The organism is Roseibium sp. AWQ4_290 (assembly GCF_056160985.1).
Window position 1 is genome coordinate 1 of record NZ_JBSWYG010000028.1, and the last position, 17334, is coordinate 17334.

Below are 17334 nucleotides of genomic sequence, written 5' to 3' on the forward strand. Positions count from 1 at the left end.
GCCGACCACAAGATCAATCGCATCAACGAACTCATGCCTTGGTGTTACGCTGCAAAAGCAGCGTAACAGAGCGCGGCGCCGCCATGAAGACCGGCTTCACCGGGCGGACACTTCAATTGCGCAATGGTCGACGATCAAGAACAGGGCAAAGTGATCAAAATCCCGAAATCTGGCAGATTTGCTCCAGCGGCATCAAGAACAAATGGCCGGACAGGCTTCTGGCATTTCTGGATCACAGCAATCGGTGGTTCTTTTCTCCGCGATCACCTCTCAATTGGCTGAAACGCCGCAGAGGCATGCGCATCGTTCCAAGAAAGCCGTTGGGGACACCCCAAAGGACGGCGCATTTTGAACGCATCTGGCATCGGTATCGTGGAACTGAGCGACGATGGCACACCACTGCGCATCTGCCAATTGGCATCAACTGGCGAGGTCTATGACTTTGAACGGCGCGAGAAGGAAGCGCGCTTGGATTAGCGCAGAGGGCATGGCGGACACTCAACCATTTTGTAAATGAGGTTGAGTGTCCTGACCATGTTTGACGGGTCTAGGACAGGATTTCGTTGAATTCCAGAACGTTGCGATCCGGGTCGCGAATGAAAATCAGGCGGCGTCGATCACTGTAGATGAAGGGCCCTCCGCTAAGAGGGATGCCTTCGCGTTCCAAGGTGGCCATCAAATCATCAAGGTCCGTGACGATGAAGGCGGCATGGGTGATACCGGGAAGCTTGATCGGCTCGTCCATCAGCGCATTCTTTGCTCGTTTGGCCCCGTTGAAAATGAGATTGATATAGACCCCCGCGTCATTCACCATTTCGTTTGCGTGATGTTCGGGAAGGTTGATTTCTTCTCGCCAGCCAAGCTTTTCATAAAAAGCCTTGGATATATCGCGGTCAGAAACACGGATCCCGACATGTTCATATGCTGTTACCTTAAAGCCCATGGCGCACTCACAAAGCTGGCATGGAAATAAAGCCCGGCAAAGCCTTGATACGATTTATCCAAGCTTGCACATTCGGATGTTCACCGACCGGCACACGTCCTTCGTGGCCAAGAGCCACATATGGGAAGCAGGCAATATCGGCGATGGTTGGTCTGCCAAGAGCGAGCCATTCTTTTCCTTCAAGGTGCTGTTCGAGCAGGCCCAAAACACGCGCGGCTTTTGTTGCTGCGAGACCGTGATCAAGGTCATAGCCAAACTTGTCATGCAGGCGGGCATCGTTCGGGCCGCGCGCAATTTCGTTTGCAGCCGTGCTCATCCACTCCATAACTGTCGCCATGGACGCAGGTTCGGAAGGCAACCAGGCTTCGCCACCATATTTTTTGGCGAGATAAATGAGTATTGCCTGAGAGTCGCGCAAGGTTAGGTCGCCATCAGTGAGAATGGGAATCTCTTCAAATGGATTAAGATTGCTCAGCGGAGGCCTTTTATGCTCTCCGTCCAGAAAATCGACTGGAACCAGTTCGTAGTCATGGCCAATCAACGCCAAAAACAGGCGGACTTTGTAACAATTACCAGATAATTCAAGATCGTATAGTTTCACGACTTCCTCCCCATGCGTGATGTGTTTTTACCATTGCAAATTTTTTGCATATTCCTTTTATTTCCAGAAGATGGAATAGTTGGAAAATAGAATTTCAAATTTTGGAAATATGTATGGACCACCTGCGGGCTTTGACGATTTTTGTTGCTGTCGCTGATGCCGGAAGTTTGACGGGTGCCGCGCGTGCGCTGCGCGAGCCATTGACCAATGTCAGCCGTATTCTGGGTCAGCTTGAAGAACATTTGGCCTGTAGTCTGGTGAGCCGGAGTACGCGTCGGATGGTTCTGACGCCGGAAGGGCAGGATTATTTGGTGACAGCTCGCTGTGTCCTTGACAGCCTTGAAGCCGCTGAAGCCCAAATTTCAACCAAAACCAAAGTTCCCTCGGGGGCTTTGAGTTTGACAGCTCCCGTGGCTTTGGGCCGACTGCACGTTCTGCCTGTTGTTCGCGACTTTCTTAGTGCTTATCCGGATGTGAAGGTGAGACTGGAATTTGTCGACCGGCGGGTTGATCTTCTCGAAGAGGGTGTGGATGTGGCGATACGGGTGGGCCAATTGAGCAATACCGGGCATCTCGTTACTGGAGCGGGCATTTTGCGCCAGGTGGTGTGCGCCTCGACCGACTATCTGGCCCATAATGGAATACCTGAAGATCCTGCCGAGTTGGAACAGCATGATTGCATCGTTGCCCAGAGCATGGTCGGAGACCTCAGATGGACGTTTCGGAGCAACGATCATGGCCGGAGGATCGTGCGCATTGGACCAAGGATCTCAACCAGCAATGTGGAATCCGCCATCACTGCCGCAAAATTTGGATTGGGTATCACCCGGGCATTTTCGTACCAGCTCGCAGATGCGCTTCCAGAAGGGCGGCTCGTTGAGATCTTGCGTGAGTACGACGACAACCGCGTGCCTGTGAATATATTCCGACTGGCAAATCGGCACACGCGTCCCGGGGTGCGTGCTTTTGTCGATTTCGCTGCCCCGCTGCTAAGAGAAAGATTATCGGAAAAGAATCTCCAGATTTAGTTGGGACTGGATCAATCGACACCTTCCAGTCGATGGGCTGGTGTGCTTGTTTAAAATCAACGGCCCAATCGTCTTCGGGCAGAGCAGCTATCTATGGTCTTGCCTGCTGTCGGGCCTTGTCCTACGTTTTCCCCGCTTTTTGCGAGAATAAGTGAGGTATTGCAAAAGTAATGACTTCTGCAACGGTTCCAATATTAAAGCAAATGCACTTCGCGCTTGCCCATAAACCGCAATTTGCACAGCAAGTGCGAACCGTCCAAAACGTCCCGCATAGTTTGATTTCGTTCAAATTGCAGCGAACTCAACAAAAGAGCCCAAACACGACATTGAGACTGATGGTGTGTTCGCGATCGCAGGAGTTGTTGCTTGCAGTCGCCACGAAGTCTCTCCCCCTTCTTTATTGATCCATGGAAGCAACTTCTCGAATGCATAGCAACCAAGAACTGAATGTTCGCAGACTCTACATCTACTTTTCATTAGATCGGGCAGCTCTGCAAGGCACACTCAAAACTACGCAGGCAAGGGAACCACAACGGGGCAATCTCCACATTCAGATCTGACAAATTTTTTCGAAGGGGTATCATAGCAATAGTGCAGGCCAGTTTCCCCCATAGGCACTCTAAGTCCCCATCCAGCAGATAAGTACCAGCCATTGAGCGAAAGCCTGTCACAACGGGAACAGTCGGCATGGGCTTAAGGCGGCATACGGGAATGCCGTACACAAAACTATACCTATTTGGCACAGCTCAAGTGTGGTCATTTAGCGTCCATAAATTGGTGTACCCAAATCTTTGAGAAGTTTAACGCCTCGTCCGCAGGGGCATACCTTTGCGGACATTGTCTTTTGCTGCGATTTCGTATCCGCAAGGCTCGAATTTAACAATCGGACAGTCAAGACAGCGAACAAGACCTTTTCGAGCGCACGTTGTGCGTGAAGCCGGCAAAAACGCTTGCCGCCACATACTGAGCATCAGGTAGGTCGAGACGAATGGCAGCTTGCAAGAAATACGGTAGGAGGCACGAATGACTGAAATGGGGACGCGAAGCTGTCATTGAATGAGATCACAGCCTATGGCAGCAAAGGGCCGGAAGCAACTCTTCGCCCGTCGTATTCATGCCGACTTTGCTCATTGGGTGAGCCGAAACCTGCATGGCAAAAGAACGGCTGCCCCGGACCCAAGCTCTCGCCTTTTGAAAGGAGGCGAGAGCCGGTTTACTTGAAACCGCACTCAAGATAGGGGCTGGCCTGAAAGGCGGCCGTTTCTTTTTTGCCGGTCAGACGGGATCAGACCAGACCGGCCTTTGTCAGCGGCAGGCTGGTGACCCACTCGTCCTTGGCGGCTGCAATCGCGTTGGCGACCGCCGGTCCGATCGGCGGTGTGCCCGGCTCGCCTATGCCTGTCGGCGCTTCGCTTGAAGCAACGATATGCACCTCGACCTCCGGCATGTCGGACATGCGGATCGGCTCATAGGTGTCGAAATTGGTCTCCTCGACCACCCCGTCCACAAGCGTCACCTGATTGCGCAGGATGGCCCCAAGGCCATAGCCGATACCGCCTTCCACCTGGGCACGGATATTGTCCGGGTTCACCGGAATGCCGCAATCAACAGCTGCCACGACCTTCTCCACCTTGATCGTGCCGTCATCGCGCAAGGAGATTTCCGCAACCTCCGCCACATAGGACCCGAAGGACTTGTGGGCGGCAACACCCCGGTAGCGGCCTTCAGGCAGCGGTTTGTCCCAGCCCGCCTTTTCGGCTGCCAGTTTCAAAACGGCGGCCTTGCGCGGATCGTCCTTGATCATCTCCAGCCGGTAGGCCACCGGGTCCTTGCCCGCTTCCCTGGCCAGGCGGTCCATCATGGTTTCCATCACATAGGCCGTGTGGGTGTGCCCCACGGACCGCCACCACAAGACCGGCACGGCCGTTTCCTGAAAGGCCTGATCCATGTTCATGAGCGGGAAGGCATAGGTGGTGTCATGGGCGCCTTCGGTCATGTTGTGATCGACGCCATCCTTCATCAACATGGCCTCAAAGGCCGAGCCCTTGATGATGGATTTGGCCGCAATGGTGTATTTGAAAGCGGTGACATTGTTCTCCGCATCCAGCCCCACCTTGACCTTGTGCGCTGACATGGGCCGGTAATAGCCCCCGCTCATATCATCCTCCCGGGTCCAGACAATCTTGACCGGCGCAGGGTCCATGCCGTCTGCCAGCATGGCCTTGGCCAGGAACGCGGCTTCGGCCACCGGATGGCTGTCCTGCTGCGCCCGGCGGCCAAAAGAGCCGCCCGCCCAGAGCGTGTTGATCGACACCTTTTCAAAGGGAATGCCGAGCACGGTGGCCGCCACATTGTGATCGATGGTCTGGATCTGCGACCCGAACCAAAACTCTGCGGTCTCTCCGTCGAACAGGATCGCCGCATCGAGTGGCTCCATCGCCCCATGGGCCAGGAAGGGAAACTCAAAATCGGCTTCAATCACCCGGTCCGAGGCCGCAAGGGCTGCGTCCACATCACCATCTTCACGCACGGGAATGCCGGGCCGGGCCGTCATCTCTTTCAGCTCACCCATCATCGCGTCGCTGGACCGGGTTTCCGCCGCGCTGTCATCCCATTCAATTTCCAGAAGATCCCGGGCCTTGATGGCCGGCCAGGTGGAGGTGGCGATCACGGCCACGCCGGTCGGGATTTCCAGCACATTGACCACACCGGGCACGGCCATGGCTTCTTTGACATCAAAGGACTTGACCTTGCCGCCGAAGCGGGGCGCCCGCGCCACCGTTGCCACGAGCAGGCCGTCACGCTGGAAGTCCATCGTGTAGGTGCCGGGCGCGCCAACCGTCTTGTTCTTCACATCCAGACGCGGGAATGACTTGCCGATATAAACCCATTGATCCGGGGTTTTGAGAACCGGATCTGCCGGGACCGGCTGCCGGGCGGCCAGAGAGGCAAGCTCTCCGAGGCTGGCGGACTGTCCGGACGGATGGCTGACAACGCCCTTGGACACGGTGATGCCGCCTGCAGGCACACCCCAGTCTGCGGCGGCAGCGGCCACAAGCATGGTTTTGGCGGCGGCTCCTGCCTGGCGGTATTGCAGGAAGGAATTGGCCATGGCGGTCGACCCGCCGGTGCCCTGAACTCCAAACAGCGTGTTGGCATAGAGTTTGGGATTGGACGGTGCGAACTCGACCGACACCTGATCCCAGGACGCATCAAGCTCATCCGCGACCAGGGTTGCAAGACCACTGGCCGTGCCCTGGCCCTTGTCCAGATGTTTGGAAAGCACAATCACCTTGTTGTCCGGGCGGATGTGAACAAAGGGCTGAACAAACTCCCCGGCGTCTGCGGAGGCTTCGGCGCCGCGAGGCAGAGAAAGAGCCAGCACCAGCCCCCCGGCGGTTCCGGCGGTGAGCTTCAAAAAAGAGCGGCGGCTTGGCTGGGCCGCCTGCAACGGCTGTGTCAGATGATGCAGCATGGGTCAGCCCTCCATCTTGTCGGCGGCCAGGTGAATGGCCTTGCGGATACGGGCATAGGTGGCGCAGCGGCAGACATTGCCGTCCATGGCCGCGTCGATATCCTCGTCGCTCGGCTTGGGCGTTTCGCTCAAGAGAGCGGCGGCGGCCAGGATCTGGCCGGACTGGCAATAGCCGCACTGGGGCACATCCAGCTCGGTCCACGCGTCTTGAACAGCGGCAGCCGCAACCCCATCAAGACCTTCAATGGTGGTGATCTCAGCCCCGTCCAGATCGCCGACAAAGGTCTGGCAGGACCGCACCGGCACGCCGTCCCAGTGAACGGTGCAGGCACCGCACATGGCAATGCCGCAGCCGAATTTCGTTCCGGTCATCTTGAGTTCGTCGCGCAAGGCCCACAAAAGCGGGCTGTCCGGATCGGCTTCAAGCGTCCGCGTTTGCCCGTTGATCTTGAGTGTCACTGACATGCAAGGTTCCTCCCCTGGCTGGCTTTCACTGGCTGAAGAATGTAAACTACACCGTGCAGTTTATTGCGCGGATTTCTTTTTGTAAACGCTTCAGTTTACATAGAGTACTTTTTTTGGGAAGAAAGAGCGGAGCGGCAAGAGATGCAAAGGAGCTGACGCGCGCAGGACATGTCCTTATCCGACCAGAAGAAACAGCAGATCATTTGCGCGGCCATCGCGGAATTTCAGGAAAAAGGCTATGCAGGCGCCAGTATGGACCGGATTTCCGAGCGGGCCCATGTCTCCAAACGAACAGTCTACAACCATTTCGACAGCAAGGACGCCTTGTTCCGGGCGATCAGCCAGTCGCTCGCCGATCAAGTGAACCAGGCGCTGGAGCTGTCCTATGATCCCGCGCTTCCCATCCGCGAGGCCCTGGTGCGCCTTGGCTGGGCGGAAGGCGAGCTGATGGTCACCCCCTCTTTCATGAGCCTTGCCCGCATGGTCCTGAGCGAAACCATCCGCGACCCGGATCTGGCCGCCGACCTGAATACGCGCATGACGAAACTGAGCGTCTTCGCAGACATCATCGGCAAGGCGACCCGGGAAGGCAAACTGACCGCCGGAGACCCGTCTGTTGCCGCCGAGCAGTTTCTGGGCCTGATCAAATCCCGCGCCTTCTTTCCGAATATCTACGCCGCCCGCGTGCCCGGCCGGGACGAGGTGGGCAAAATCATCGAAGAGAGCGTGGATTTGTTTTTGGCCCGATACGGCGCTTGAGCCTCCAGAGTGACACCTTCCGGCGGCCTGCTCCGGAGCCTGATGATGTAGACGCCCGCCGCCAGAGGCCGTGTTTGGAGCCTGTTTGGTTAGGTGCAGTCGGTATTACCCCGACCCGTCCGGTGTCTTTTCCAGAAGCTGGCCCCAGCGGGTGCGCTCTGCCATCTGGCGGCGGGTGTCTTCCGAAATCAGGCCCTCAACATTGTCCGGCACCCAGCCCCCGCCGATCCCCTTATAGACCGCGATCAGGTTGGTCAGCACATTCGCCTCGGCCGCAATCAGGCGCTCTTCGGCGGTAAGCAGGTTCTTCTGGGCATCCACGACCCGGTTATAGGCAGCGGTGCCATCCTCATATTGGGCAGCAACCTCCGAAACCGAGCTGCGGGCCGCTGTCACGGCACGGCGCAGATAGACCGCCTGCTGCTTGGACCGCAAAAACGCGGTCAACGCATTTTCAACTTCCGAATAGGCGCTGAGCACCGTGTTCTTGTAGCTGAGCAAGGCTTGCTGAAACTTGGCGTCCTGCACCCGCACATTGTTCTGGATGCGCCCGTAATTCAGGAAGTTCCAGGAAAACCCCGGATTGATAAACCCCGCTGTGGTGCCATTGTTGAACAGGTTGGAAAAATCATCCGCCCGCACCCCGATGGCACCGGAAATCGTGAAAGCGGGAAACAGATCCGCCTTGGCGACACCGATCTGAGCCGATTGCGCCGCCGCCACATATTCCGCATAGCGGATATCCGGCCGCCGGCGCAGGAGATCGGCCGGCACCCCGATCGCCACCTCCGCCGGAACCTTCGGATACCGGCCGGACGGGCCCAGCCGGGCCTTCATCCGGCCCGGAGGAACGCTCAACAGCAGGCTGAGTGCATTATACGCCTGTGCCAGCTCGGCCTGATAGCCGGGAATACTGGCCAGAGTGCTGTTATAGAGCACCTCTGCCTCGTCCACATCCAGCTTCGCCGCCGTGCCGTTTTCGAGCCTCAGCCGGGTGAGATCGAGAGACTTTTTCTGAAGCGCCGCATTCCGCCGGGCTGCCACGATCAGGCGCTGCAATTCCCGAACGGTCACATAGGTCGCCGCAATGTCGCCCGTCAGAGTGACAAGGGCATCGTCATAAGAGGCCAGCATCGCCTTCAAATTGGCATCGGCCGATTGCACATCCCGGCGGACCTTGCCCCAGACATCCAGTTCCCAGGCCGCGTCAAAGCCGGTGGACACCCGGGTGATATGGTCATTGACGAGACCAACCCGCTCCAGATCGCGGATGAACGGGTCCTTGGCGCTGAAGCGGATGCTCCTGGAGCCTCCATTGATCTCCTGCACCTGGGGAAAGAGCTCGCCCCGGGCAATGCCGAGCTGCGCCCGGGCCTGATAGACCCGCACCCCGGCCGCCTGCAGCTCCACATTCTGCCGGTAGGCCTCGGCAATCAGGCCGTTTAACGTGTCATCTGCGAACACATGCCACCAGGGCACAGACACAGCGCTTCGGGTGGTGAACCCGGTGCGGCTGTCGACTGGCAGATCCGTGCCCGCGCTCCAGCTGTCCAGGCGGGGCGCTTCCGGGCGCTCAAAATCAGGCCCGACCATGCAGCCGCCCAGCATCAGGCCTGCGCCAACCACGAGCTTTTGTCCTGTTTGTGTCAGCCGCCCCATTTGCGCCCAGCCCCTAAACATCAAACGGCACAATGAAATTGACCCAGGTGTAAAGCCGCATGTTCATGCGCCGCAGCACCGCGACCCAGCCTCCACCACCTCCGGTATAGATCGCCGCAGCCCCATGGGCGCCCGCCGGATAGCGTTTCAAGGCAGGATCCTCATCCAGAACAATTTCGACGGCGAACCGCCCCTGGGGGCTCATGAACAAGAACTCCGGCACACGTCCATGGGGCACGATCTGTCCCTGGCCCGTGCCTTCCCAGATGGCCTTCACCTTGCCGGTGAAAATCTGGCCGGGATAAATGTCCAGAGCCACTTCCACCGGCTGGTCCGGCTTAACGAATTTCAGATGCTCCTGATAGAAAGTCGCCAGAAAATAGGGGTCCGCATCCGCCACGAAGGCCGCAATGGCCCCGATCCGGAAGCCGCCGACCACCAGACCGGGCCGGGCCTGCTGGCTGATAATCACCCCGTCTTCGGGGGCATAGACCGTGGTCTGGTCCAGATAGTACTGCGCCTGATCCACCTGGGCCTGGGCGGCTGCAACCTGGGCATTGACCCCGTCAAACGTCGCCTCGACCGCAAGCTGGGCCTTTTTCAGGTCGGCTTGCGCTTCTGCCACCTGCGCCGTGTCCGCAGTCAGCTGGGAGGTCCATTTATCAAGCGTTTCCTGCTTTGCCCCGCCCCTTGGCACCAGGTTGGTGTAGCGTTTGACCTGCTCCTGCGCAAAGGCCTCATTGGCCTGCGCCTGTGTCAGTGTGTCCCGGGCCAGCGCAACATCTTCGTTCAGGATGAGCGCGTTCTGGCGGGCGCTGGCCAGATTGGCCTGGGCCTCGGCCAGTTGCGCAGCATAGAGCGCCGTATCGAACTGATAGAGTTTGTCGCCTTTTTTGACCTTCTGGTTCTGCGCCACATAGACCTCAGTGAGCAAGGTCGGATGCGGCAGGCGCGGGGCGATCTGAACCGTCTGGCGGATCACATGCCCGTCAATCGTGTAGGGCGTATAAAACCGCAGGAACACCACCAGCAAAAACAGGACATGAAACCCCACCCAGAACGTGACCACGCCCCAGGCGATGTTAAATTTCAGCCAGCGGAACTTGTAGAAAACCAGCCACATGAACAGCGCGTAAAAGGCCAGAATCAGCAACGCGACGGTCATGAGGCTGCCCCGTCCTTCGGACCTGACCCGGCGACTTCCGGCGCTTCAACCGGGCCCGGCGCCTCTGCGGTTGGAACCGGTGACTGCAGTACCCCGTCTGCATCCGCAGCCGCTTCAGCACTCTGATGCCCCGCCTCAGCCCCCTTTCCAGGCAGCTTGCGCACATCCACGGTCAGGCTGTCGTGATAGGCCCAGATCAGGGCATGTATCCAGGGAAAGACTGTAAAGAGACCGATCCAGCCGCCAAGCTTTACCGAATCTGCATGGGGGTGATTACGCTTTTCCGCCAGCTTTCCAGGCAGGCCACCCAGTGTGATCATGGCGTAAAAGAAAGCAATTACGCCCAGAAGCAGCACGACAAACGTTGCGTAGTCATATCTATCGAGCTGGAAGTCGATCAGATCCATTCCACCCCCAATCCGGGCGTCACAGAATGTGAGCCGGACACACCTTGTTCTTACGTAGTGTTAACATGGTTCACCGGCAGAAGGTCAACCGAAACGGCCCTCAGCGAACGTGCTGACCGCATCTTTTGCACGCCAGAGGGTCGCTTTCTGACTGGTCCGCAACGAGATTGTGGGGCTTGCGCAGCGCAAAGAAACGGCTAAATTGCCGCAAAATTTCAACAGTGCGGTCAACCCGCCGACAACCTCGAACTGGACCTTCCCTAAGATGGCGCTTGGAGACATCAAAAAAGTCGTGCTGGCCTATTCCGGCGGCCTCGACACATCCATCATTTTGAAATGGCTGCAGACCGATCTCGACTGCGAGGTCGTCACCTTCACGGCCGATCTCGGACAGGGCGAAGAACTGGAACCGGCCCGCAGCAAAGCCGAGATGCTTGGCATCAAGGAAATTTTCATTGATGACCTGCGCGAAGAGTTCATCCGTGACTTCGTCTTCCCGATGTTCCGCGCCAACGCGGTCTATGAGGGGGTCTATCTGCTCGGCACGTCCATTGCCCGCCCGCTCATTTCCAAGCGCCTGATCGAGATTGCCGAGGAAACCGGCGCCGACGCAATTGCCCATGGCGCCACCGGCAAGGGCAACGACCAGGTCCGGTTCGAACTCTCCGCCTATGCGCTGAACCCGGATATCAAGGTCATCGCCCCCTGGCGCGACTGGTCCTTCAAGTCGCGCACAGACCTTCTCGACTTTGCCGAAAAGCACCAGATTCCGGTGCCCAAGGACAAGCTCGGCGAAGCCCCGTTCTCCGTTGATGCGAACCTGCTGCACTCCTCCTCCGAGGGCAAGGTTCTGGAAGACCCGGCCGAAGAAGCCCCGAACTACGTGTTCCAGCGCACGGTTGACCCGACCGAAGCTCCGGATGCGGTCACCGAGATCGAGATCGGCTTTGAAAAAGGCGACGCGGTGTCCCTGAACGGCGAAAAAATGTCCCCGGCCACACTCTTTGCCAAGCTGAATGACTATGGCCGTGACAATGGCATTGGCCGGCTGGATCTGGTGGAAAACCGGTTCGTTGGCATGAAGAGCCGCGGCATTTACGAGACCCCGGGCGGCACGATCCTTCTATCCGCGCACCGGGCCATCGAATCCATCACCCTGGACCGGGGGGCCGCCCACCTGAAGGACGAGCTGATGCCCCGCTATGCGGAGCTGATCTATAACGGTCTCTGGTTCTCGCCTGAGCGTGAAATGCTGCAGGCCCTGATCGACCACAGCCAGGAGCATGTCACCGGCACCGTGACCCTGAAACTCTACAAGGGCAACGTGATTGTCACCGGCCGGGCCTCGCCCTATTCGCTCTATTCGGAAGAACTGGTCACGTTCGAGGACGACCAGGGTGCCTATGACCAGAAGGACGCTGCGGGCTTCATCAAGCTGAACGCCCTGCGCCTGCGGACCCTGGCCAAGCGCAACCGGCTCGGCTGAGACGCCTGAAATGACACACCCGGCGACAGCAAAGCTCGAACAGGACCTTGCTGCCGCCGGGTTTTTGTTGCTCGGCGGCTTTGCCCTGGACGGAGCTGACTCCGTCCCCTTGCTTTCAGGCGGCAAGGAGCCCCGAAGCCTTTTCCTGATCGGCAGCACCGGTCCCTCGATCTGGCCGCACCTTACGGCAAGTCCGGAATACAGAAGCGGCCAGCCGGACCCGCTCGACCGTTACACCCGGCGCTGCCTTCAGGACCTTGCCGAAACCTGCGGTTACGAAGCTGCCTTTCCCTTCGAAGGGCCGCCCTATTGCCCGTTTCAGCAATGGGCGCTGAAATGCGGCGGCTTTTCCCAAAGCCCGCTTGGTGTCTTGGTCCATGAAGACTTCGGCCCCTGGGCGGGCTTCCGAGCCGCGGTTCTGAGCCCGGAGCCCTTTCTGCCTGAAACAGGCCCATCGGCTTCCAGCGGGAAAAACGGCCCCTGCACGGCCTGTCAGGACAAGCCCTGTCTGAGCGTTTGCCCGGTCAGTGCGATTTCAGAACAAAACGGCTATGACGTTGCTGCCTGCCAGACCCATTTGCACAGTAGCCCCGAGGCGGCCTGCTGGTCCGGCTGCGGTGCCCGACACGCCTGCCCCGTTGGCAGGGATCATCGCCAGGCTCCGGATAACGCACGGTTTCACATGGAGAGCTTTGCCAAATTTTAGAATTCGGCACCTGATACCAAGCGCAATTGATCATGACCCATTTGACCGCGCTTGGTAGAATGTATTTCCAGTTAAACCAGAACCAGAGAAATACTCCAAATCATAGCAACCAACATTTGAACTAAAAATAGACCAAGGACTTGGTCAGTAGCGAGCGGCGTCTTTCGCGAACAGGCCACGGTAACATGAGCGCCGTGCATTCAGCACACAGACAGCCACCGCCAACAAGGTTCCAGCAATCATATCGACAAAATAATGCGCTCCAAAAACCGGAACTGACGCGAACATAATGCCGGCGAACACCAATACGGCCCAAGAAAAGCGTGTCCTCAAAAACCCAGCGATCAGCAAAATACCGCCTGCTGTGTGAAAGGATGGAAAAGTTGCCAATCCTGCTGCGGACAGCAGGTTTATTGTGGGCACTTGTTCGGTTCTCAGAGCAACGAATTGCTTCAAATGATACACACCCGGCACATTTGCAAAACCAGGAACAGAAGAGACTTCCCCAAGGTGGTAGGAAACGGCAGCCATGGCGGGAAAGAACATGGCAATGAATGTTGATGCGGCGGCGGTAATCAGAAAAATTTCGCAGAAGTAACGGGCCCGGCGCAAATACCCCGCAACAACCAGAACCAGAAAACCAAGGACGCTTGCGACATCAAATGCCACATAGGCTACCTCAAGAAGCCGGGATAAAAACGGACGGCTTTGCACAAATGAAAAATAGGCAACCCAGTTCAGACCAAGTGCATTGTCCCAACCGTTCAACAGATTGTCGGCCAGTGGAAATGCGAGGCTCATTGTTAGATGATTGAACAAGCGTAGTGTTATCAGAGCAACAAATATGAATGCCAAGCCCTTGAGAAGAAAATCCATACGCTGCTGGAAAACATCACTGAAAGCAGCCCGGCGGACGTAGTAGGAAAGGAAAAGACATATTGAGATAATAAGACCATATGGCGCAAATGAAACCAGCTCGATGGTCGGCTTAGTGACAAAATACAAGACAACAGTCGAAACCAGGATCAACGCTACAAGGCCAAGATTTAGCTTACCAGGAAACGGCAGCTCAACGCTTCCCGCATTCGCAGGCGCTTTGGAAGCGGCAGCAATTGTGTCTGAGGCGACAACGAACCTGGTGTTTTCATTGCCAACACGCGCCCCTTGAACAAAAGAATCCGAAGCCGTCACGACTGTCCCACCGCTTTACCGATCAATAACGCCAAGCGACAGATTTATATTTCAGAGTTTAAATGTTTCTTTCTTTCTATTTCTAAATTTAAATGCCCGGACTGACGCCCTCGTTATCCGGACAGAATGCTGCTGACGTTAAACAGATATGATCAGCAATGCACTACCGGCTGAGGCTCTAGGGGAAACGTCACTCAAAGCTTCACCACCCCTTCCTGATCCGGGCAGGTTTCCAGAGCCTCTGCGGCGGTGCGGCCGTCGGCAAGGGGGGCATCGGGCCAGATTTCGGCGAGCGGGATCAGCACGAAGGCCCGGTCGGCCATGCGCGGGTGGGGCACTTCCAGATCCGGCTCCTGCACCCGCTGCATGCCGCAGATCAGGACATCCACGTCGATGATGCGTGGGCCCCAGCGCACATCCCGCACCCGGCCCAGCTCCTGTTCCACCGCAAGGCAACGCTCCAGAAGCGCGCGCGGGCTCAGCACCGTATCAACAATCACGCAGATATTGACAAAATCATCCTGCGGCACCGGTCCCCAGGGCAGGGTCCGGTAGTTGGAGGAACAGGCCACCAGCTCCAGCCCGTCCGTGGCCTCCAGAAGGCCCAGGGCCGCTTGAAGATTGTGCACCGGATCGCCGAGATTGGAGCCAAGGCCGAGGGCACAGCGGGTCGGCGCTTCAAGGGGAGCAGTCGAAGTGGAGGTCATGTCAGGCAGAAGATCTTTCAAGGTGAATGGCTTGCAGCATACGCACGCAATCGGCATGCGGACCAACATCATGCACCCGCACGATCCCGGCCCCGTTCTGGATCGCGGCCATGTGAACGGCCAGGGAGCCGTACAGCCGGTCTTCCATCTCCGCGTTCAACACCGCGCCGACCATGCGTTTGCGTGAGGCCCCGGCAAGCAACGGAAAGCCATGTTTTTGCAGAGTGCCGAACCGGTTGAGCACAAGAAAATTCTGGTCAATGGTCTTGCCGAAGCCAAAGCCCGGATCAAGGATCTGCTTGTGCGCGGCAATTCCGGCCTTTTGTGCAAGGTTGAGAGAGGTTTCAAAGAAGCGGTCAATATCACTCAGGATATCAAGGCTTTCATCCGCAGTCTCCCGATTGTGCATCATCACCACATGAACACCGGCCTCTGCCACCACATCGGCCATAGCCGGGTCGCGCTGCAGGCCCCAGACATCATTGACGATCACCGCCCCGGCCGCACAGGCACGCCGGGCGATCTCGGCCTTGTAGGTGTCGATGGAGACCGGCACCCCCAGGTCGCAGACCGGCTCCAGAACCGGAGCCAGACGCCGCCATTCTTCCTCCAGCGCCACAGGCACCGAGCCGGGGCGCGTGCTTTCCCCGCCCACATCCAGAATGTCGGCCTTTTGCGCGATCATGGCCCGTGCATGCGCAAGCGCTGCCGTCTTGCCGTCATGCTGCCCGCCATCTGAAAAGGAATCCGGGGTGACATTCAAGATGCCCATCACATGCGCCCGGGTCCCCGGCAGGATATAGTCAGAGGCTTTCGCCATTCAGGTCCCTTTCAATTGAAGAGGGACAGATGCCCTGTTGCCGCCGCCCGGTCAAGCGGAGCGGTCCGCGAAGGCCATCTGCACGTCAGAAGAAAGCGGCCCTGGGGTCTGTACCGGCCTATTCGGCGGCGGCCATGCGGGCGCTCTGGCTGCGGAAGAAGAGATAGAGGACCATTCCGGCGATTGGCATCAGCGGCAGCACGGTGGCAAGTCCCAGCAGCGGATTGCCCATCCAGGCCACGATCAGGCTGGCGACAATGCCGCCGCCAAACTGCAGAAAGCCGACCATGGCGGCCGCGGCCCCGGCAATATGGGGGAAGGGCGCCATGGAATCGGTGAAACAGGCTGGCAGCACAAGCGCCAGGGCAAAGACAAACAGGGCCACCGGCCCCATCACCGTTGCAATACCGGGCTCCTGGGTGAGCGTCAGGAAACACATGAGCGAGGAAGAGACAATCCACAGCCCCATGCCGAAGGGCACCAGCCGGTGAGCCTCGTAAAAGCGCAACAGCCGCCCGGTCACCATGGTTCCCGCCATAAACGAGCCGGACTGGATCATCATGGTCAGGCCGAACTGGGACGGGGTCAGGCCAACCTCATAGATCAGCACAAAGGGCAGAACGGCAGCCAGCGCATAAAGACTGCCAAGACCGCAGCCAATCAGCAGGCTCGGCGCCAGAAAGCGCGGGTCCTTCAGGAGGGGCAGATAATTGCGTGCAAGCTGGCCCGGATTAAGATGATGCAGTCCGGGCCGGGCATTGGTTTCCACCTGAAAGAACATCACCGAAACCATCAGAACGATGCCGTAAACGACCATGCACCAGAAGATTTCACGCCAGCCGAAAAGCTCCAGAACGACCCCGCCAATGGTCGGCGAGATAGCAGGTCCGAGCGCCAGCATCATGGCAATGGCGTTCATGATCCGGGCGGAGGCCTGCCCGGTGAACTGGTCCCGCACAATCGCCCGGGAAACAGAAATGCCGACCGCCGCCCCGATGCCCTGAAGCGCGCGGGCCAACACCATGAATTCAACCGTCGGAGCAAAGGCCGCCAGACAGCTGGACACCAGATAAAGCAGCAGGAACAGCAGTGTGACCGGCTTGCGCCCGAATGCATCGGACAAGGGCCCGCAAACCAGCTGGGCCAGGGCAAATCCGGCGAAATAGGCGGTCAAAGTCAGCTTGACGGCGGGCTCTGTGGTGCCGAACGCCTGCACCAGTGCTGGCATGGCCGGGGTATAGAGCGCCATCGACACCGGACCGATGGCCACCAATCCAGCGCCCAGAACAGAGGTGCGCCGGGCACTCATCTGATCAGGGCAAAGTTTCATTTGCGCTTGCCCTTGTCCGCCTCGGCCAAAAGATTGTCCTTCATGTCCTGCAGAAGGCTTTCCAGTTGGGACCGGTCGGCGTCCGGCATATCTTCCAGGGCCTGCGCGCGCACGGCTTGCAGCGCAGCGCTGATGCGCTCCAGCAGCGGGTCGGCTTCCGGTGTCACGTCCACCAGCTTGGCCCGCTTGTCTTTCGGGTCGGCCCGCCGTGTCACCAGCCCGGCTTTTTCCAGGGAATCCAGATAGCCGACCAGGGTCATCGGCTCCACATACATCAGGTCGGCCAGGGCCGCCTGACGCAGGCCAGGATGCCACCAGACATAAGCCAGCGTGCGCGCTTCGCCCACCGTCAACCCCGTTTCCACCTCTGTGAGCGCGGCCTCAAACCGGCGCCGCAGCAGCCGTGCCAGATCCACGACCAGCATCGTGACGCTCACATTGGGATAAGCAATGTTCATGGGTGCCCCGTTCATAAGGTATCCTTACGAACTAGGAGCCTGCCCCCGGTCTGTCAATGTTACTCTTGACACCGCATTGCACAATTTGCCCGATCCACGTATAAAGGCGCCGAATTCGGCGGCTGCGCCGAGGC

Annotated in this window: 16 protein-coding genes and 1 pseudogene; 5 read left to right on the forward strand and 12 right to left on the reverse strand. The window is 58.2% G+C overall.

The window, feature by feature from the left end; translation table 11 throughout:
• Positions 1-440, forward strand: a pseudogene (locus ACXAH0_RS22545) (hypothetical protein); the annotation flags it as partial.
• Positions 441-547: 107 nt separating this feature from the next.
• On the opposite strand, the gene ACXAH0_RS22550 reads toward ACXAH0_RS22545, so the two are convergent.
• Entirely contained in the window at positions 548-943 is a 396-nt protein-coding gene (locus tag ACXAH0_RS22550; RefSeq protein ID WP_475186316.1) for a VOC family protein, read from the reverse strand.
• A gap of 7 nt (positions 944-950) precedes the next feature.
• Complete coding sequence (locus ACXAH0_RS22555) at positions 951-1544, reverse strand: glutathione S-transferase family protein (RefSeq protein WP_475195213.1); 594 nt, start codon at positions 1542-1544, stop codon at positions 951-953.
• Positions 1545-1657: 113 nt separating this feature from the next.
• Here ACXAH0_RS22555 and ACXAH0_RS22560 point away from each other — a divergent pair, with 113 nt between their 5' ends.
• On the forward strand, positions 1658-2572 hold the full coding sequence (locus ACXAH0_RS22560; protein WP_475186310.1) for a LysR family transcriptional regulator: 915 nt from the start codon (positions 1658-1660) through the stop codon (positions 2570-2572).
• Between the two features lie 1285 nt (positions 2573-3857).
• On the opposite strand, the gene ACXAH0_RS22565 is transcribed toward ACXAH0_RS22560, so the two are convergent.
• Positions 3858-6047, reverse strand: coding sequence for a xanthine dehydrogenase family protein molybdopterin-binding subunit (locus tag ACXAH0_RS22565; RefSeq protein WP_475195216.1), 2190 nt, complete (start codon positions 6045-6047; stop codon positions 3858-3860).
• Between the two features lie 3 nt (positions 6048-6050).
• On the reverse strand, positions 6051-6512 hold the full coding sequence (locus ACXAH0_RS22570; protein ID WP_475180270.1) for a (2Fe-2S)-binding protein: 462 nt from the start codon (positions 6510-6512) through the stop codon (positions 6051-6053).
• 168 nt (positions 6513-6680) lie between these two features.
• Between ACXAH0_RS22570 and ACXAH0_RS22575 the strand changes: the two genes are divergently transcribed.
• Complete coding sequence (locus tag ACXAH0_RS22575) at positions 6681-7271, forward strand: TetR/AcrR family transcriptional regulator (RefSeq protein ID WP_475195218.1); 591 nt, start codon at positions 6681-6683, stop codon at positions 7269-7271.
• A 105-nt stretch (positions 7272-7376) separates the two neighbouring features.
• On the opposite strand, the gene ACXAH0_RS22580 is transcribed toward ACXAH0_RS22575, so the two are convergent.
• Genes ACXAH0_RS22580 through ACXAH0_RS22590 form a run of 3 tightly spaced genes read right to left on the reverse strand, consistent with a single transcriptional unit; the run spans position 7377 to position 10502 of the window.
• A complete protein-coding gene (locus ACXAH0_RS22580) occupies positions 7377-8897 on the reverse strand; it encodes an efflux transporter outer membrane subunit (protein ID WP_475195221.1) in 1521 nt (506 codons plus the stop codon).
• A 46-nt stretch (positions 8898-8943) separates the two neighbouring features.
• Positions 8944-10095: an HlyD family secretion protein gene (locus ACXAH0_RS22585; RefSeq protein ID WP_475195223.1), complete on the reverse strand. Its 1152-nt coding sequence runs from the start codon at positions 10093-10095 to the stop codon at positions 8944-8946.
• Entirely contained in the window at positions 10092-10502 is a 411-nt protein-coding gene (locus tag ACXAH0_RS22590; RefSeq protein ID WP_475195225.1) for a DUF3302 domain-containing protein, read from the reverse strand. Before ACXAH0_RS22590 ends, ACXAH0_RS22585 begins: the two co-directional genes overlap by 4 nt.
• Positions 10503-10767: 265 nt before the next feature.
• Between ACXAH0_RS22590 and ACXAH0_RS22595 the strand changes: the two genes are divergently transcribed.
• Both ACXAH0_RS22595 and ACXAH0_RS22600 read left to right on the forward strand, forming a co-directional pair.
• Entirely contained in the window at positions 10768-11988 is a 1221-nt protein-coding gene (locus ACXAH0_RS22595) for an argininosuccinate synthase (protein WP_475195228.1), read from the forward strand.
• A 10-nt stretch (positions 11989-11998) separates the two neighbouring features.
• Entirely contained in the window at positions 11999-12694 is a 696-nt protein-coding gene (locus ACXAH0_RS22600) for a hypothetical protein (RefSeq protein ID WP_475195230.1), read from the forward strand.
• Between the two features lie 144 nt (positions 12695-12838).
• On the opposite strand, the gene ACXAH0_RS22605 is transcribed toward ACXAH0_RS22600, so the two are convergent.
• The 5 genes from ACXAH0_RS22605 to ACXAH0_RS22625 all read right to left on the reverse strand — a co-directional run bounded on the left by ACXAH0_RS22605 (position 12839) and on the right by ACXAH0_RS22625 (position 17200).
• Entirely contained in the window at positions 12839-13885 is a 1047-nt protein-coding gene (locus ACXAH0_RS22605) for a phosphatase PAP2 family protein (RefSeq protein WP_475195233.1), read from the reverse strand.
• A 194-nt stretch (positions 13886-14079) separates the two neighbouring features.
• On the reverse strand, positions 14080-14592 hold the full coding sequence (folK, locus tag ACXAH0_RS22610) for a 2-amino-4-hydroxy-6-hydroxymethyldihydropteridine diphosphokinase (RefSeq protein ID WP_475195237.1): 513 nt from the start codon (positions 14590-14592) through the stop codon (positions 14080-14082).
• A 1-nt stretch (position 14593) separates the two neighbouring features.
• The gene (gene folP, locus ACXAH0_RS22615; protein WP_475195240.1) at positions 14594-15412 is read right to left on the reverse strand and encodes a dihydropteroate synthase; all 819 of its coding nucleotides are present in this window, start codon (positions 15410-15412) and stop codon (positions 14594-14596) included.
• A 118-nt stretch (positions 15413-15530) separates the two neighbouring features.
• A complete protein-coding gene (locus ACXAH0_RS22620) occupies positions 15531-16742 on the reverse strand; it encodes a multidrug effflux MFS transporter (RefSeq protein WP_475195243.1) in 1212 nt (403 codons plus the stop codon).
• A complete protein-coding gene (locus ACXAH0_RS22625) occupies positions 16739-17200 on the reverse strand; it encodes a MarR family winged helix-turn-helix transcriptional regulator (RefSeq protein WP_475195245.1) in 462 nt (153 codons plus the stop codon). The genes ACXAH0_RS22620 and ACXAH0_RS22625 overlap by 4 nt, the downstream gene beginning before the upstream one ends.
• Positions 17201-17334 lie beyond the last annotated feature (134 nt).

Excerpts from the sequence above, each read along its gene's own strand:
- ACXAH0_RS22550 (WP_475186316.1), bottom strand. The coding sequence starts at position 943 with ATGGGCTTTAAGGTAACAGCATATGAACATGTCGGGATCCGTGTTTCT.
- ACXAH0_RS22560 (WP_475186310.1), top strand. The coding sequence starts at position 1,658 with ATGGACCACCTGCGGGCTTTGACGATTTTTGTTGCTGTCGCTGATGCC.
- ACXAH0_RS22565 (WP_475195216.1), bottom strand. The coding sequence starts at position 6,047 with ATGCTGCATCATCTGACACAGCCGTTGCAGGCGGCCCAGCCAAGCCGC.
- ACXAH0_RS22570 (WP_475180270.1), bottom strand. The coding sequence starts at position 6,512 with ATGTCAGTGACACTCAAGATCAACGGGCAAACGCGGACGCTTGAAGCC.
- ACXAH0_RS22575 (WP_475195218.1), top strand. The coding sequence starts at position 6,681 with ATGTCCTTATCCGACCAGAAGAAACAGCAGATCATTTGCGCGGCCATC.
- ACXAH0_RS22585 (WP_475195223.1), bottom strand. The coding sequence starts at position 10,095 with ATGACCGTCGCGTTGCTGATTCTGGCCTTTTACGCGCTGTTCATGTGG.
- ACXAH0_RS22590 (WP_475195225.1), bottom strand. The coding sequence starts at position 10,502 with ATGGATCTGATCGACTTCCAGCTCGATAGATATGACTACGCAACGTTT.
- ACXAH0_RS22595 (WP_475195228.1), top strand. The coding sequence starts at position 10,768 with ATGGCGCTTGGAGACATCAAAAAAGTCGTGCTGGCCTATTCCGGCGGC.
- ACXAH0_RS22600 (WP_475195230.1), top strand. The coding sequence starts at position 11,999 with ATGACACACCCGGCGACAGCAAAGCTCGAACAGGACCTTGCTGCCGCC.
- folK (WP_475195237.1), bottom strand. The coding sequence starts at position 14,592 with ATGACCTCCACTTCGACTGCTCCCCTTGAAGCGCCGACCCGCTGTGCC.
- folP (WP_475195240.1), bottom strand. The coding sequence starts at position 15,412 with ATGGCGAAAGCCTCTGACTATATCCTGCCGGGGACCCGGGCGCATGTG.
- ACXAH0_RS22620 (WP_475195243.1), bottom strand. The coding sequence starts at position 16,742 with ATGAAACTTTGCCCTGATCAGATGAGTGCCCGGCGCACCTCTGTTCTG.
- ACXAH0_RS22625 (WP_475195245.1), bottom strand. The coding sequence starts at position 17,200 with ATGAACATTGCTTATCCCAATGTGAGCGTCACGATGCTGGTCGTGGAT.